Annotated in this window: 12 protein-coding genes; 5 read left to right on the top strand and 7 right to left on the bottom strand. The window is 65.0% G+C overall.

The features are described from left to right. Window positions 1–197 precede the first annotated feature (197 nt). Window positions 198–3,674, bottom strand: coding sequence for a proline dehydrogenase family protein (locus ABIB35_RS16425; RefSeq protein ID WP_354182801.1), 3,477 nt, complete (start codon window positions 3,672–3,674; stop codon window positions 198–200). A 134-nt stretch (window positions 3,675–3,808) separates the two neighbouring features. Here ABIB35_RS16425 and ABIB35_RS16420 point away from each other — a divergent pair, with 134 nt between their 5' ends. Next, window positions 3,809–4,708: a LysR family transcriptional regulator gene (locus ABIB35_RS16420; RefSeq protein WP_354182800.1), complete on the top strand. Its 900-nt coding sequence runs from the start codon at window positions 3,809–3,811 to the stop codon at window positions 4,706–4,708. 70 nt (window positions 4,709–4,778) lie between these two features. On the opposite strand, the gene ABIB35_RS16415 is transcribed toward ABIB35_RS16420, so the two are convergent. The 6 genes from ABIB35_RS16415 to ABIB35_RS16390 form a co-directional block, all read right to left on the bottom strand. Then, window positions 4,779–5,687: a YsnF/AvaK domain-containing protein gene (locus ABIB35_RS16415; protein ID WP_354182799.1), complete on the bottom strand. Its 909-nt coding sequence runs from the start codon at window positions 5,685–5,687 to the stop codon at window positions 4,779–4,781. 262 nt (window positions 5,688–5,949) lie between these two features. Then, window positions 5,950–7,638, bottom strand: coding sequence for a long-chain-fatty-acid--CoA ligase (locus tag ABIB35_RS16410; RefSeq protein WP_354182798.1), 1,689 nt, complete (start codon window positions 7,636–7,638; stop codon window positions 5,950–5,952). 119 nt (window positions 7,639–7,757) lie between these two features. Continuing rightward, entirely contained in the window at window positions 7,758–8,720 is a 963-nt protein-coding gene (locus ABIB35_RS16405; protein WP_354182797.1) for an ATP-grasp domain-containing protein, read from the bottom strand. Window positions 8,721–8,757: 37 nt separating this feature from the next. Further along, window positions 8,758–10,377 (bottom strand): AbgT family transporter, encoded by a 1,620-nt coding sequence (locus ABIB35_RS16400; protein ID WP_354182796.1) that lies wholly within the window; start codon window positions 10,375–10,377, stop codon window positions 8,758–8,760. A gap of 17 nt (window positions 10,378–10,394) precedes the next feature. After that, window positions 10,395–11,750, bottom strand: coding sequence for a M20 family metallopeptidase (locus tag ABIB35_RS16395; protein ID WP_354182795.1), 1,356 nt, complete (start codon window positions 11,748–11,750; stop codon window positions 10,395–10,397). A 64-nt stretch (window positions 11,751–11,814) separates the two neighbouring features. Next, window positions 11,815–12,576, bottom strand: a complete 762-nt coding sequence (locus ABIB35_RS16390; protein WP_354182794.1) for an SDR family NAD(P)-dependent oxidoreductase — start codon at window positions 12,574–12,576, stop codon at window positions 11,815–11,817. A 138-nt stretch (window positions 12,577–12,714) separates the two neighbouring features. On the opposite strand from ABIB35_RS16390, the gene ABIB35_RS16385 reads away from it, so the two are divergent. The 4 genes from ABIB35_RS16385 (at window position 12,715) to ABIB35_RS16370 (ending at window position 15,609) form a co-directional block, all read left to right on the top strand. Then, on the top strand, window positions 12,715–13,419 hold the full coding sequence (locus ABIB35_RS16385) for a phosphoribosyltransferase (protein ID WP_354182793.1): 705 nt from the start codon (window positions 12,715–12,717) through the stop codon (window positions 13,417–13,419). 54 nt (window positions 13,420–13,473) lie between these two features. Continuing rightward, window positions 13,474–14,307: an SGNH/GDSL hydrolase family protein gene (locus ABIB35_RS16380; RefSeq protein WP_354182792.1), complete on the top strand. Its 834-nt coding sequence runs from the start codon at window positions 13,474–13,476 to the stop codon at window positions 14,305–14,307. 35 nt (window positions 14,308–14,342) lie between these two features. Further along, window positions 14,343–14,843, top strand: a complete 501-nt coding sequence (locus tag ABIB35_RS16375) for a DinB family protein (protein WP_354182791.1) — start codon at window positions 14,343–14,345, stop codon at window positions 14,841–14,843. Window positions 14,844–15,021: 178 nt separating this feature from the next. Beyond that, window positions 15,022–15,609, top strand: a complete 588-nt coding sequence (locus ABIB35_RS16370) for an HdeD family acid-resistance protein (RefSeq protein WP_354182790.1) — start codon at window positions 15,022–15,024, stop codon at window positions 15,607–15,609. Window positions 15,610–15,745: the final 136 nt, after the last annotated feature.

The raw sequence follows: 15,745 nt of genomic DNA, 5'->3' as shown, positions 1-15,745 counted from the left end.
TACCGGCCGGGAACTGCACTGGACATGACAACCCGGGCGATACGGGCGAATGGTGTCAGCGATAGGAGTGGATGCGCGGGGCCGGTGGTCCGGCCCGGGAGGACCCTACTCGTAAATCAGTTCCATGCGGACACCTTAACAAAAAGAGGCGGCACCGGGATAGACCCGGTGCCGCCTTTTTGGTGTTGCAGGTTCTGCTAGATCAGTGCATCCGAGAGGTGATTCGGTGTTCCAAAACGGTGGGCGGTAATGCTGACGGCCTGCTCGTGCAGGAACGGCAGCAGTTCCACGCGTCCGGCCTCGGTGACCGGGTTGGCGTACACGGCTACATCGGGGCGGCCGCCAAGGGCGGTTGCCAGAGCCGCGGCACCCGAGCCGATCAGCCGGATCCGGGACCCGTGCACCGCGGGATCAAACGCTGCGGCGGAAGCCAGCCATTCGGCGTCGTTCTGCTCCGTCACGGTAATGCCCTGTTCGGTCAGCAGAGCGCGCACTGCCAGCGGAAGCTCGACGCCGGTGGAGACCCGGAGGGCCGATCCGGCCAGGAGGCCTGCTGCAGCGACGCGCACCAGAGCATCGAGCGGTTCGTTTTCGGACAGCCGGACGGTGACCGGCAGCGGACGGTAGCGGAACACGTTGCGTTCTGCGCTGAGTGCCGACACGTCCTTGGCGGTGCCGAATTCCTCGGCCCACGCGGCCGCGTCGCTGCTCAGTGCACGCTGCAGGAAGTCAGTGTCAGCAGTGAAACTTCCGGAGACGGCCGCAGCCAGCAGCTTCGCCGCTCCCTGATGCCGGACCGGAGCGCCGGTTCCGGTGGACACCGCAGGCTCCCACTGCCCCAGACCCATGAGGTAGTTGGGGCCGCCGGCCTTGGTTCCTGCGCCCACTGCCGATTTCTTCCAGCCGCCGAAGGGCTGTCGCTGCACAATGGCGCCGGTGATGCCGCGGTTGATGTAGAGGTTGCCTGCGGAAACGTTCTCCAGCCACACCTCCATTTCGGCCGGATCCAGCGAATGCAGACCCGATGTCAGGCCGTACTCGATCTGGTTCTGGAGTGCGATGGCCTCCTGAAGGGTGTCCGCGGTCATGACGCCGAGGATGGGACCGAAGTATTCGGTGAGGTGGTACTCGGAACCGGGACGGACCCCGGTGCGCACGCCCGGACTCCAGAGCCGGCCGGAGTCATCGAGCTGCTTCGGCTCGATGAGCCAGGACTCGCCTTCGCCGAGCACGGTCAGGCCGCGCAGCAGCTTGCCGGCGGCCGGTTCAATGATCGGGCCCATCTGCGTGACGGCGTCCACCGGGTACCCGACCTTCAGCGACTGGACAGCGTCCACCAGCTGGTTGCGGAAACGCGGGGACTTGGCCACCGAACCCACCAGAATCACCAGGGAGGCCGCCGAGCACTTCTGGCCGGCGTGGCCGAAGGCGGAGGCGACGACGTCGCGCGCGGCCAGGTCAAAGTCGGCGCTTGGCGTGACGATGATTGCGTTCTTGCCCGAGGTTTCGGCCAGCAGCGGCAAATCGGAGCGGAAGGAGCGGAACAGCTCGGCGGTTTCATATCCGCCGGTGAGGATGACCCGGTCAACGGACGGATGCGAGATGAGCTGGCGGCCTAGCTCCCGCTCGCCCAGCTGCACCAGCTGCAGGACGTCGCGCGGAACGCCGGCCTCCCAGAGTGCCTCCACCATGACGGCACCGCTGCGGGCGGACTGGCGGGCGGGCTTGATGATGACGGCCGAACCGGCAGCCAGCGCCGCCAGTGTGGAGCCGGCCGGGATCGCCACCGGGAAGTTCCACGGCGGGGTGACCACGGTCAGCCGCGCCGGAATAAAGCGGGCACCGTCGACATTTTCCAGGTCCTTGGCGCGCTCGGCGTAGTAGTGCGCAAAGTCGATGGCCTCGGAAACCTCGGGGTCGGACTGGTCCAGGGTCTTGCCGGTTTCAGTGGCCATGACCTCCATGAGGTCCGCCCGGTGATCTTCCAGGACCGCTCCCGCACGGTGCAGGATCTCGGCCCGCTCGGCGCCGCTGAGGGCGGCCCAGCCCTTGCTGGCCCCCACTGCGGTTGCTACTACGGCGGAGAGTGCCGTTTCATCGGCCACCTGCGCATCGGCAACGGCCGCCTTGCCCAGGGGCGAGTCCTTGACGCGGGTCAGGATGGAACGGCCCCAGGCCTGGTTGGCGGGCAGCGACGGATCGGTGTCCGGAGTATTGATGAAACCCTGGTTTGCCGCATCGGCGCCGGTGGATACTGCCGGCCGCGGCTGGCTGCGGTCCTGGGTGCGGTTGGGGGTGGGAACCGTATCATCCAGCTCTTCCAGGGAGGTGAGGAAGCGCAGCTTCTCCCGCTCGAAGAGGGCCTCGTTTTCGCTGAGTTCAAAAACGGCTGACATGAAGTTCTCGGAGCTGGCGCCCTCTTCGAGGCGTCGGATCAGGTAGGCGATGGCGACGTCGAACTCCGCCGGGTGCACCACCGGGGTGTAGAGCAGAAGCGAACCGACGTCGCGCTTGACCACTTCGGCCTGGCCGGTGGCCATGCCCAGCAGCATCTCGAACTCGATACCCCCGGTCACGCCGCGCTGCTGAGCCAACAGCCAGGCGAACGCGATGTCGAAGAGGTTGTGACCGGCCACGCCGATGCGCACGTTCTCGACGCGCTCAGGCTGCAGGGCGTAGTTGATGACGCGCTTGTAGTTGGTGTCCGTTTCCGCCTTGGTGCCGCAGGTGGCCAGCGGCCAGTCATGCAGGGACGACTCCACCTGTTCCATGGGCAGGTTGGCACCCTTGACCACGCGGACCTTGATGGCGGCACCGCCGTCGGCCCGGCGTGCAGCGGCGAATTCCTGCAGGCGCATCATTGCCGAGAGGGCATCGGGGAGGTAGGCCTGGAGGACAATGCCGGCTTCCAGGTCCTTGAACTCGGGCATGGAAAGGAGCTTGGTGAAGACCGCCATGGTCATCTCCAGGTCCTTGTATTCCTCCATGTCCAGGTTGATGAACTTCTTCTGCGCGGAGGATGCGGCCCGGCGGTAGAGCGGGGTGAGGCTTTCCACCACGTGCTCAACGGCTTCATCGAAGGCCCAGTGCGAGTGCGGCGAAACGGTGGAGGAGACCTTGATCGAGACGTAATCGACGTCGTCGCGGGCCAGGAGTTCATGGGTGCCCTGCAGACGACGGGCGGCTTCGCGTTCACCAAGCACTGCCTCGCCGAGGAGATTCATGTTCAGGCGGACGTCATCCTTGCGGATACCGGCAATGGCCTTGCCCAGGCGGGCGTCGGTGGCGTCCACGATCAGGTGGCCCACCATGCGGCGCAGCACCTTGCGGGCCACAGGGATGACAACCTGGGGCAGAACCGGAGCCATGACGCCGCCCAAGCGGACAGCGGAGCGCATGTACCAGGGCAGGAAGCCGGGAACCCGCGGCGCCAGGGCGGCGAGGTTCCGGCCGGCTACCCGAAGGTCCTCGGGGCGGATCACGCCGTCGACGAAGCCCACGGTGAAGTCCAGTCCGGAGGGATCTTTCAGCACTCCGGCCAGCTGGGCAGCCGAGGCGTCCACGGGGACGCTTGCGGCTTCGGCGAGCCAGCGGCGGACCAGCACCACGGCGTCGGCGGCTAGGTCCTGGGGGGTGTCCGATCCCGCGGTGGTTTCGGTGGCGGTGTTGCTCATGCGGGCAGCTCATTTCAAACGTGCAACTGATAGGTATTCATCTAAGTATCCGCACTATTTACCGTTAGGCAAAGGTACGTTTTCTTACCGGTATAGGTTAGATTTATTAATCAATTCAGATTAAGGAAGTTGCTGTGCTGGACGTGCGCCGAATGACCCTTCTCCGGGAGGTAAAAGTCCGCGGGACCCTGGCCGCCGTAGCCGAGGCGCAGGGGCTCAGCCCATCTGCGGTGTCGCAGCAGCTGGGCCTCCTGGAGAAGGCAGTGGGGGTGGAACTGCTGCGGAAGACAGGGCGCGGAGTGCAGCTGACGCCGCAGGCTGAAATCCTGGTAAGCCACACTTCCGACATTCTCGAGTCACTGGAACGGGCAGAGGCGGATCTGGCTTCGTCGCTGACCTCCGTCACCGGCGCTCTCCGGGTGGCAGTCTTCCAGTCGGCGGCCCTGGCACTGTTGCCCGGCGCCCTGCGGACACTGCGGAACGAGCACCCCGAACTGCGGGTGGAAATGGTGCAGCGCGAACCCGAGACGGCACTCTACGAAACGTGGGCACGGGACTTTGATCTGGTGATCGCTGAGCAGTATCCGGGCCATGCAGCGGTTCGGCATGCCGAGTTGGACCGCGTGCATCTGACCTCGGATGCGATCCGCCTGGCCGTTCCGCACGAAGGGCTTCCGCCGGTGCGGTCGCTGGCGGACACCGCACAACTGCCGTGGGTGATGGAGCCCCGGGGTGCCGCATCCCGACACTGGGCGGAGCAGGCCTGCCGGCGTGCGGGATTCGAACCCGACGTCCGGTTTGAAACGGCTGACCTGCAGGCCCAGATCCGGCTCATTGAGTCCGGAAACGCCGTTGCCCTCATGCCGGATCTGGTCTGGACCGGGCGGGTCCCAAGCGTGGCTCTGCTGGAACTGGACGGCAAGCCGCGGCGGAGCATTTTTACTTCGGTTCGACGTGCCGGGGCGCGGCGGCCGGCCATCCTGGCCTGCCGCGAGGTGCTCGAGCGGACTGCGCGGCTGGTGGCGGTCCCCTAGAACGCTGCCAAAAAAGCAGGGCCCCGGCCAAAGCCGGAACCCTGCACAGACGCCGTTTCAGCTATCTCTCTCAGCGGCCTGAGGAGTCTGAGCCGCCGTGAGTATCGGTTCCCGAGGACCTGCGGATGTTGTCATCCGTCTCGGTGTCGATTTTCTCCTTGCGGACTTCTTCGGACACGCTTTCGGTTCCGGTGACCGTTTCCGTTTCCATGCGGACCCGCTCCACCGGAACCGTCTTTTTAGTCACCACGGGCTCCTCGGCGTGCAGCGTCACCTCATGCTCTTCCTCGCTGATCTCCGGGCCGGACAGTGAAGAGTCAACGTTGGCGTCAGTGATCGGTTCGGTCTCAATGCGGATCTCTTCATGACTGACCGGAACCTGGGTAGTGACGGTCTCCGTGACCACGTACTTGCGCAGCCGCGCCTTGCCGGTTTCACGCGACCGGGTCCCCACATCCAGCTGCTCTTCCGAACGGGTCATCGCGTCATCGGTGGTGGGCCCGGAGGTGTCCCGGCCAACCGTTTCTTTGTCTGAAAACCCTGAGCCCCGACCCGATCGGGTGATGTCGCTGTCGTCAGTGCTGGCGTCAGTTTCCATCCTGGTGCCGGTTTCGGTCATGGTGCCGGCATCCATGGTGGTGGCGTCCGCGCTGCCGTCGTCGTAGGTGAATCCGTAGTAGCGGTACAGTGTCACTTCTTCTTCCGGCGTGATGGAACCGTCGGACTCAACCTGCGGGGAGTTCTTCACCTCATCCTTGGAATACGGGACCAGGACATCCACACCCTCCACGGTGGCTTCACTGAGCGGGATAAAGGATTCATTGGTGCCAAAAAGCCCGGTATTCACCGTGACCCATGCCGGTTCGTTGGTCTGGTCATCCAGATAGAACGTTCCGACGGCGCCGATTTTGTCACCGTTGGGCCCCAGGACGTTGCCGGACCCTGCCATAAGACCTTCAACTTGCTGATTGCTGATCATGCTGTTCTCCTTCAGCTGCGAACCGTCACCGTTGTTCGGTGCTTATTCACGTTTGGCCGGAGCGTGCCAGGTACGTCGGGGCGAAGGGCTGAAGAAACAGGAGCCGATCTACCTTCGGCGAATACGCGTGCCAAACTCCGGATGAGCCTTGTGAGGGCCCTCTTGGGCGGCTGGATATAGTAAGCAGGCCTGGAATCCCAAGCCTGCTTACTATTCCAACCCAACGGGGTTCGGAGCGTCAATAGGTAGTGGAAGCGGCAGCTTACTTTGAGTCGGCCAGCAGCTCCCGCACCCCGCGACGGAGGACCTTGCCCAGCAGGGATTTGGGCAGCTCGTCGATGGCCACAATGCGGCGCGGAACCTTGTACGGCGTCAACCGCTCGCGGCACCAGGCGCGCAGGCCCGCTTCGTCCAGTTCCGCTCCCTCTGTGAGGACGACGGCGGCTACCACCTGCTCGCCGCCGTCAGCCCGGGGCAGTCCCACCACGGCAACGTCGGCGATGTCCTGGTTGCTGCGCAGCACTTCCTCCACCTCGGTGGGAGAGACGTTGAAGCCGCCGGTGATGATCAGCTCCTTCCGCCGGTCCACCACCTTGACGAAACCGTCGTCGTCCACGGTGACAATGTCACCGGTGCGCAGCCAGCCGCCGTCGAGCAATACCTGCTCGGTGTCCTCGGTGTTGTTCCAGTAGCCGGCAAAAACCTGTGGCCCGCGGATCAGCAGCTCGCCCGGGGTGCCCGGCGGCACATCGTGGGCAGGATGATCGGGATCCACCACCCGCATTTCGGTGCTCGGAAAGGGAACGCCGATGGTGCCGTTGCGGCGGGACTCGTGGAAGGGGTTGCCCAGGGCCACGGGCGAGGATTCGGTAAGGCCGTAGCCTTCCACCAACAGCCCGCCGGAAACCTCTTCCCACAATTTTACGGTGGCAGCCGGCAGCGTCATCGCACCGGAGATGGCAAAGCGGATGGTCGAAATATCGATTCCGCGTTTCTTGGACTCCAGCGCCACCTTCTCGTAAATCGGCGGTACGGCACAGAAGACCGTGGGCCTGGACTTCTTGGCGGCTGCCAGCACCAGGTCCACGTCAAATTTGGGAAAGAGCACCAGCCGGGATCCGGTGAGCATGGCAAAGGTCAGGTACAGGGTCAGGCCAAAGGCGTGGAACATGGGCAGGACGCCGTAGATGACTTCCTTACCTTCTTCCGCGCCGTGCATCCAGGCCTGGCCCTGCAGGGCGTTGGAACGCAGGTTGTAGTGCGTCAGCATGACACCCTTGGGCACGCCGGTGGTGCCGGAGGTGTACTGCAGGGCAGCCAGATCCTGCACGGCCGGGCGGGGATGCGCACTGTCAATCGGGTCCGAGGAGAGCAGCTTTTCCCAGGACATGGTGTGTTCGGTCTTGGCCGTGAGCCCGGCCCGGGTGCGGCGGATCGACGGCAGCGGCAGCCGTAGCGCGAGGCGCTTGAGCCGCGGCATTGCCTTGGTGATGTCCACGGCAATGACCGTTTTCACGGCGATGTCGTCGGGGAAGTCCTGGATTTTCTCCACAGCCTTGTCCCAGATAATGGCCACCTGCGCGCCGTGGTTTTCAAACTGGTGGCGCAGCTCGCGCTCCGTGTACAGCGGGTTGTGGCCCACGACCACTGCGCCCAGCCGCAGCACGGCGTAGAACGCGATGAGGTACTGGGGGCAGTTCGGCAGCACGATCGCCACGCGGTGTCCGCGGCGCACCCCCAGTTTCCGCAGGCCTTCAGCTGCCCGGTTGATCTGGTCGCCGAGCTCGGTGTACGTCGTTTCGGCACCAAAGAATTCCAGCGCCACCTTGGGACCAAAGCGGACGACGGCGTCCTCCACCATGGCGGTCAGAGACTCGGTGGGCAGTTCAATGGTTGCCGGAACGCCGGGCTGATAGTTCTTGACCCACATCGGTTCCTGGGCAGCAGTCATTGAGGGAACTCCTTCAGTTTGAACATAATCCTGACTATAGCGACGCGCCGAGTCGAGGGGATAAGTTAATTATCCCAAACCTCCGGCCGCACCTCGACTCCCTGCCCCGCAGGCCGTGGTCAGGCCCCAAGCCCCTTAAGATACTGCGCCAGTGCCTGCGGGGCGGAGCGCGGAGCAGCCGCTTCGATCACCGCGTTGTAGTTGGTGTTGGTGTTTACGTCATAGGTGAGGATCCGGCCGTCAGCGGTTTCCATGAATTCGATCCCACAGACCTCCAGCCCGTTATGCTTTGCGAACTCGAGGTACTTACCGATGATTGGATGGTCGAAGTCCTCCCGCAGGCTGAAGAGCTGGGTGTCCTCGTCCGGGGCGATCGTGGCACCCGGGGGCATGATCGGCTTACCGGTGGACGGGTCAATGGCGCAGGCATCGGCCGGGCACAGCTGGAAGCCGCCGCGGGCGGTGTCCGCCTTAATGGCGTAGATGAATTCGCCGCCAACAATCTCCACGCGGGTGATGAAGGGCTCGGCGGCGGAGATGAACTCCTGGATGAGGGTGATGCCGTCTGCGGGCTCCTCAAATTCGGGGCCTGCAACATAGTCGGCAAGCTCTCCGTGGGATTCGAACTTGCGGACCCCCAGACCCTTGCCGCCCTGGTTGTGTTTGGTAATAAACGGGACCGGAAATTCCTTGGCTGCCGCCAGGATGTTCTCCCGGCCAATGGCGGCAACGGTGCGCGGCGTGTCAATCCCGGCCGCCCGCAAAGCCGTGAGCTGGTCCACCTTACTCATTTCCAGTTCAAGGATCCGCCGGCCGTTCACCGTCCGCCGGCCGTGGGCTTCCAGCCAGGAGAGCACCGCCCGGGCATAGTCCTTGGACAGCCCGTGGTCCCGGGTATGGGAGGAGGCGCTGATGCGGGACCAGAAAATCCCCTCCGGCGGCACTGCATCCAAGTCCAGAACGCCGTCGGTCAGCAGCCATTCCTCCACCTCCAGGCCTTCGGCTTCAAAAGCCCGGGCAAACGGTGGAAACCACTCGGGGTTCTCATGCAGGGCATAGATCCTGGGGCCGGTGGAACTCATCTCGTTGCCTTCCTTGGGAGTTATTGGAGTCCAGCGCTTAGCCGTCAATGTATATTCCATTGCCCGGCCCCATGGGCAGGCCAAGGACAAAGAACACGCTCAGCACTGCCACCCAGGCGAGCCAGAAGAGCACGGTGAAGGGCAGCATGCGGGCGATGACCGTGCCCAGGCCGGCCTGCGGCTCATACTTGCGGAGCATCGTGAGCAGCACAATCATGTACGGGTTCAGCGGGGTCAGGATCTGGGTTGCCGAGTCCCCTACCCGGAAGGCGCCCTGGATGAACGCCGGTTCAAAGCCCAGCAGAGCGAACATTGGCACAAACACCGAGGCCATCAGCGTCCACATGGCGGAGCCGGAAATGATGAACAGGTTCAGCACCGAGGCCAGCAGGATGAAGCCGATGATTGCCGGGTAACCGGTCAGGCCAATGGATTCCAGGCCGGAGGCCCCGGCTACGGCAATCCAGTTGCCGATTCCGGACCAGTTGAACAGTGCAATGAACTGGCCCAGGATGAACGCCAGCACCAGGAATCCGCTCATGTCCTTGATCGAGGCACCCATCACCCGCGGAACGTCCTTGCCGGAGGCGATAGTGCCGGTGATCTTGCCGTAGACCAGCCCGGGCACGGTGAACATGATGAACACAATGAAGACGATGGAGCTCAGCAGCGGCGACTTGGGCAGGTAGCCGCCGTCCTCGTTGCGCCAGGGCGACTCCGGCAGCAGTGCACCCACCAGGATCACCGCGGCGACGACGGCGCCGGCAGCCACCGCCCACAGCACTCCCCGGCGCTCCGTGGGGGTCAGGATGGAAGACAGTGCCGCCGGTGCAGACTGTGCAGCCTGTGCAGACAGTGCCGGCGGCGCACCAGCTTCGCCGTCGCCGTCGGTTGTTTCCTCGGTGGGCACCTCCTGCCGGCGGAGGCGGGGTTCCAGCACCCTGTCGATGATGAAGCCGGCCAGCAGGATCAGCACCAGCGAGGAGGTGAAGTTGAAGAAGTAGTTGGACAGCGGGTTCACCGGGGACCCGGGATTCGGCAGCGTCTCGGTGACCGCCGTCGTAATGCCGGAGAAGAGCGCGTCCAGGCTGGTGACCAGCATGGAGGTGGAGTATCCGGCTCCGGCTGCCGCAAAGCCGCCCAGCAGTCCGGCCACCGGATGGCGGCCCGCGGCCTTGAAGACCAGCGCCGCCAGCGGCGGAATAACCACAAACGCGGCGTCGGACATGATGGAGCCGGTCACACCCACAAAGCCGACGGCGTACGGCAGCGCCCAGCGCGGGGCCGATCCGAAAGCCCTACGGATCAGGGCCGAGAGCAGCCCGGATTTCTCCGCCACGCCCACGGCCAGCAGGATCGGCAGCACTGTGGCCAGCGGCGGGAAGCCCAGGTAGTTGGCGCCCAGCGTGGTGGTAAACCAGCTCATCCCTTCTGCGGTGAAGAAACCCTTGATGACCGTTTCCTCCGTGGCGCCGGGCACGGTGACCGCAACATTGGCCCAGGCCATGGCAGTGGACACCACAGCAACCACAAGGAAGAGGATCAGGAAGAGCATGAACGGGTCCGGCAGTTTGTTGCCCACGCGTTCCACACTGCTCAGGAGGCGATCGGGAAGGCTGCGGCGGGTGCTGACTGAAGCAGCGGGTGTGGTGGTCATGCCGGTCTCATTTCCTGTCAGTCGAAATAGCGGGCAACGTCAACGGGACCGCCGGCGGCAGCAAACTCCCGGGCGGCGGCAGCGCGCAGCTCGGGATCACACAGGTAGTCCAGGGCAGTGAGGGCCAGGCCTGCGGCGCCGTCGAGCGCCCCTGATTCCGCAGCGGGAGATCCGGCTGCCTCGGCGAAGGCCCGGGTATGCAGTGCCACGTCCGCCGGTGCAATGCCGATCAGCGGGTGGATGCCCGGGATCCGGTAGCTGACGTTGCCAAAGTCCGTGGAGGCGGCAATCGTTTCGGACACCACGCCGGCCGGCAGCGGACTGCGGCCGCGGCGCTTCTGGGCATGAACCCACCGTCCGGTCAGTGCCGTGTTGGTGCGTACGGGCAGCGAGGGCGGGTGTTCATCCCACTCGATGTTCACGCCGGTGCCGGTCATGAGGGCCGCGCCGCGGACAACGTCCTCCAGCCGGGCGCTGAGGTCTTTCAGGGTGTCCGGGTATTTGGACCGCGCATACAGTTTCATGACCGCTTTTTCCGGAATCACGCTGGGGCGCTGACCGCCCTCGGTGATGATGGCGTGGACCCTGTCCACGGGCGGCAGCTGCTGGCGGAGGAGGCCGATTCCGGTATAGGCCAGCGAAGCGGCGTCCAGGGCGTTGCGTCCCATGAACGGCTGGGCGGAGGCATGGGCGGCGACGCCGGTAAACGTGACGGTCAGCAGCCGCCGGCCCAGCCACACCTGCTCAGCCAGGTCCATGGCGTAGGGATGAACCATGATGGCCGCGTCCACGTCGTCAAAGGCTCCGTTGCGGGCCATCACTTCCTTGCCGGAGTGCCCCTCCTCCGCCGGTGTGCCCAGGAAGACCACGCGGCCGGGAAAGGCACCGGGGTTCTCTTCGAGGGTGCGTGCCAGGGCGATGAACGCTCCGACTCCGGTAGCTGCAATGACGTTGTGCCCGCAGGCATGGCCCACCTCCGGGAGAGCATCATATTCGCTGAGGATGGCGATGGCCGGAGGGCGTTCAGCCCCGGCCTCTTCCTCCGGGCCGGCCGCACCGATTTCGGCCCTGACGGCGGTGGGCAGGCCGTGGACACCCAGCTCGGCCTTGATGCCGCGGCGGCGCAGCAGGTCCACCAGAAACGCTGCGCTGCGGTGCTCCTCATAGGCCGTTTCGGGGTCCTGGTGCAGGGTGTGCACCACGTCGTTGAGGTCCGCCGCCAGCGCGTTCACCTGCGCTTCAACCGCGGCGGCAAGCTCCGCAGGAGCTCCGGCAAACGGAGAAACCGGAGTCTGCGCCGTTTGCATACGGCGCCCCGTTTCGGCGTCGAGCTGGTTGAGATAGGCGGAACTTGGAACTGTGAGGTGCGTCATGGGCCCCCACACTAGGGGCGCAATACCAGCGGAGCCAGTTCATGACGCGGTGTTCCGCTGCCCGCTACCGGCCGCGGCCCGCGATCCGCGCCACCAGGGCCTGCGGTCCGCGGGCTCCGATCCAGGCCAGGACCTTGTACCGCCTGCTGGGAATGGACACACCCTTGCCCGCAAAGGCATCAGCGAGGCCTTCGCGGACCACGCGTTCGGCATCCAGCCACATCCAGCCGGGATATACGGTCTTGTCCATGTCCATGCGCTGATGGAATTCGGTATGGACAAAACCGGGGCACAACGCCGTCACATGCACGCCGCGGCCGCTGTAGTGGATGTTCGCCCACCGGCTGAAGGTGATCACCCACGATTTGGCGGCGCTGTAGGTGCCGCGGGGAATGAACCCGGCCACCGAAGCAACGTTGATGATATGCCCGCCGGGCTCTTCCATCCGCGACAGCATCGTGTTCAGGGCGGTGTGGCTCAGCTGCAGCGGAGCCGCCACCAGGACGTTGAGGTGGTCCATTTCCACGGAGAGGTCATTGCGTTCAAAGCTGTTTTTCAGCCCGTAGCCGGCGTTGTTCACCAGCATGGTCACATCGGGTTTTTCCAGCCGGCGGCTCACCCGCTCCACGCCCTCGGGATCCGCCAAATCCGCTGCAATGTATTCAGTCTGGACCGCGTATTCACGGGCCAGGAGCGCAGCCGATTCCTTCAGCCGCTCCTCGTTTCGGGCTGTGAGGACCAGGTTGTAGCCCCGGTTGGCGAGCTGACGGGCAAATTCGGCGCCGATGCCTGACGTTGCACCGGTAATCAAAGCTGTGGGAGTCATGGGTCCACCATGCCACGCCCGCCCCGCTATGGCCCGGAGGCTTTCGCACTGCGGAGCGTGGGATCGCGGCCTGCACCTTGCCACCAATCCCCGGCGCACCTAACGTGGCAAGAAACCGGCCCCCGTCAAGGAGGAGCCATGGCACCAGCGGCGCGGTATCGGAACAGGATGGACGCCGGACGGAAACTCGGCGCCGAACTCACGCAGTATTTCGGCACACCGCAGCTGTTGGTGTTGGGGCTTCCGCGTGGCGGCGTCCCGGTGGCAGCCGTGGTGTGCCGGATTCTGCGCGCACCGCTGGATGTTGTGGCGGTGCGGAAAGTGGGCCTTCCCCGGGAGCCGGAATTGGCCGCCGGGGCACTGGCGTGGGTCGCCGGAACCGTCACCACTGTGCGCAACGATGCCGTGCTGGCGCAGTGGCAGCGCTCCCTTGGTTCCTCCCGCACGGCGCATCCCCGGGAAACGGACCCCCAGACCGCAGACCAGGCGTTCGCTGATGCCGCATCGGCCCAGCTGCTCGAACTAATCCGCCGCGACACGCTCTACCGGATGCGGCGCGATCCGCTCGATGTCGAAGGACGCACCGTGGTGGTGGTGGACGACGGGCTGGCGACCGGTTCGACCATGCGGGCAGCGCTGCTGGGGCTCCGCGAGCAGCACCCGGCCAGGCTGGTGGCAGCGGCTCCCGTGAGTTGTGGCCCGGGCGCGGAACTCGCGGCGGATCTGGCCGACGACGTCGTCATCCCCTGGCAGGGCATCGGCCTGTCCGCCGTGGGCCAGGCCTACGAGAACTTTGAGCAGACCACCGACGCCGAAATCCTGCAGCTCCTGAACATTCCCTGATTACGGCCGAACCGCTTCCAGCGGAACGGATCCCTCCATCAAAGGTAGGAACCCATGAGCACATCAACCGGTGAGAACAGCGGCATCCGCAACTGGTCCGGAGCGCGCTATGTGGCGCTGGGCAGTTCCTACGCGTCAGCTCCTGGACTGGGCACGCCGGTTCCAGGCAGTCCCCCTCAGGCCCGCCGGACGGAAGCCAACTATGCCCATCTATTGGCCGGGCAGCTGCACCTGACGCTCACTGATGCCACCAGCTCCGGAGCAACCACCGCGGACGTCCTGTGGCGTTCCCAGTATGGGCAGCCGCCCCAGGCTGACGCCCTCACCGCGGACACGGATCTGGTCACCGTCACCATTGGCGGCAACGACATCGGCTACGCAGCATCGCTGGAAATGGCCGGCCTGCCGCCCACGGCGTACCTCAAGCACCGGCCCTCGCTGGAGATGCTCAGGTCCCTTGCCCCGTCCGTCCTCAACCGCAGGCTTTCGCTCCTGCCGGCTGACATGGCGTCCGTGGGTCAACTCATCCGGCGTCGCTCCCCCGGCGCCGTGGTGCTGTTTGTTCAATACCTGACCGTGCTGCCGCCGGACCCGCACGTCCGGGTGGCCGGCATGAAACCTGCCCAGGCCGCCGCCGGCCGGGAACTGGCAGTGCATCTGGCGCTGGCTACCGAAGCGGGAGCCAGCGCCACCGGATGCTCGGTGGTCCGGGTGGCCAAAGCCAGCCTGGACCATTACGCGGGGTCGGAGGATCCGTGGACCGTAGGTGCCTTCATTCCCACCGAGGGCGGGCCGTTGCCTTTCCATCCCAACCAGGCCGGCCATGAAGCCGTCACGGACATGATCCGAAACCACCTGAATCGATTGGCCGGCCGGGACGCCGGATGAGCCGATGAATCGGGCCGCTGGATTAGATTAGGCGAATGGACATTGACACTAGGACCGAGCCACCCGAAGCGGCGGGCGAACGGGAAACGCTGACCGGATTCCTGGACTACTTCCGGGACACGGTGGTGATGAAGGCCGCCGGGCTCAGCGACGCCGACGGCGCCAAGCGGCTGCTGCCCTCGCTCACCACAGTGTCCGGACTCATCCGGCATCTGGCGGACGTTGAGCGGTTTTGGTTTCGGGACCGGCTGGACGGGCAGCAGGGGGTCCCCGCCCGGTGGACCGCAGAGGATCCCGACGCGGAGTTCCGGGTGGACGACGGCGAGAGCCTGGCGGAGATCATCGCGGATTACCAGGCCGCCTGCCGGGAGTCCTGCGAGGTGCTGGCCCGCTACGATCTGGAGGACCGCTGCCGCGCCGGGGACCGCGGACAGAACGTGCGGTGGATCCTGGTGCACATGATCGAAGAAACCGGCCGGCACTGCGGCCATCTGGATATCCTGCGCGAGCTGCTGGACGGGACCACCGGCGACTAGCGGGAGCCGCTGCTTCACCGGCTGTATTCACCCGCAGCGTCTACCGGCAGCGCAGGTACGTTTTGCCTCATCAGAGGGCGCCGCGGGGCGCATGCCCTAGAGTTCCAAACGCCTCCCGGCGGATAATTCAGGCAGTAAATGCGCTGTTTTTCGACTCTGCTGGAGGTTCCACATGTCCATGTCAGGAAGCATTTTTGGGCTGGGCGGATTAAATCTGGACATCAGCGAACTCACGCGGCAAACGGTGCGGAAAATCCGCGGCGGTATGGCACTCACCGGACTGCTCTCCATTGTTCTGGGGGCCCTGGTACTGTTCTGGCCCGAGGCCACCCTGGACGTGGTTGCTTTCCTGTTCGGCTTCTATTTCCTGGTCTCAGGCGCTGTGCGGGTGGTGATCGGACTCCTCACGCCGCTCTCCGGCGGCCTCCGGGTCCTCAACATCATCATGGGCGTGGTGCTCTTCATTGTGGGCGTGGCGGCAATCCGCAATCCGCTGGCATCGCTTGCCGTTCTGGGGCTGATGATCGGGATTGCCTGGATTGTGGAGGGCATCATGTCCCTGACCGAGCTGGAGAGCGGCGGCTCACGGTGGTACGCCATCATCTACGGGATCATCAGCATCATCGCCGGGGTAGTGGTGCTGTTCCTGCCGGTGGGTTCGCTGGCAGCCCTGGTGATTTTCGGCGGGATCTTCCTAGTGGTGCTGGGCATCGTGGGCCTGGTGCGGGCCTTCGCCTTTGGCCGGGGCATGCCGCTGGATGCCTAGGCGGGAGCTGCGCCTACGCATCCAGCAACTCCCCAGCAACCATCCAGCAGCTGTTAACACAGCGATAACCTGCCGGGAAACATAGATGCAATACGGGGCGCCCACGCTGGGAGGAGCACGGTTTCCACCCGCCGCT

Origin of the sequence: Arthrobacter sp. UYP6 (assembly GCF_040547315.1) — a bacterium.
Classification (GTDB): domain Bacteria; phylum Actinomycetota; class Actinomycetes; order Actinomycetales; family Micrococcaceae; genus Arthrobacter_B.
Note: the sequence above shows the minus strand (reverse complement) of the source record. Positions and strands in the feature narration are given on the sequence as shown.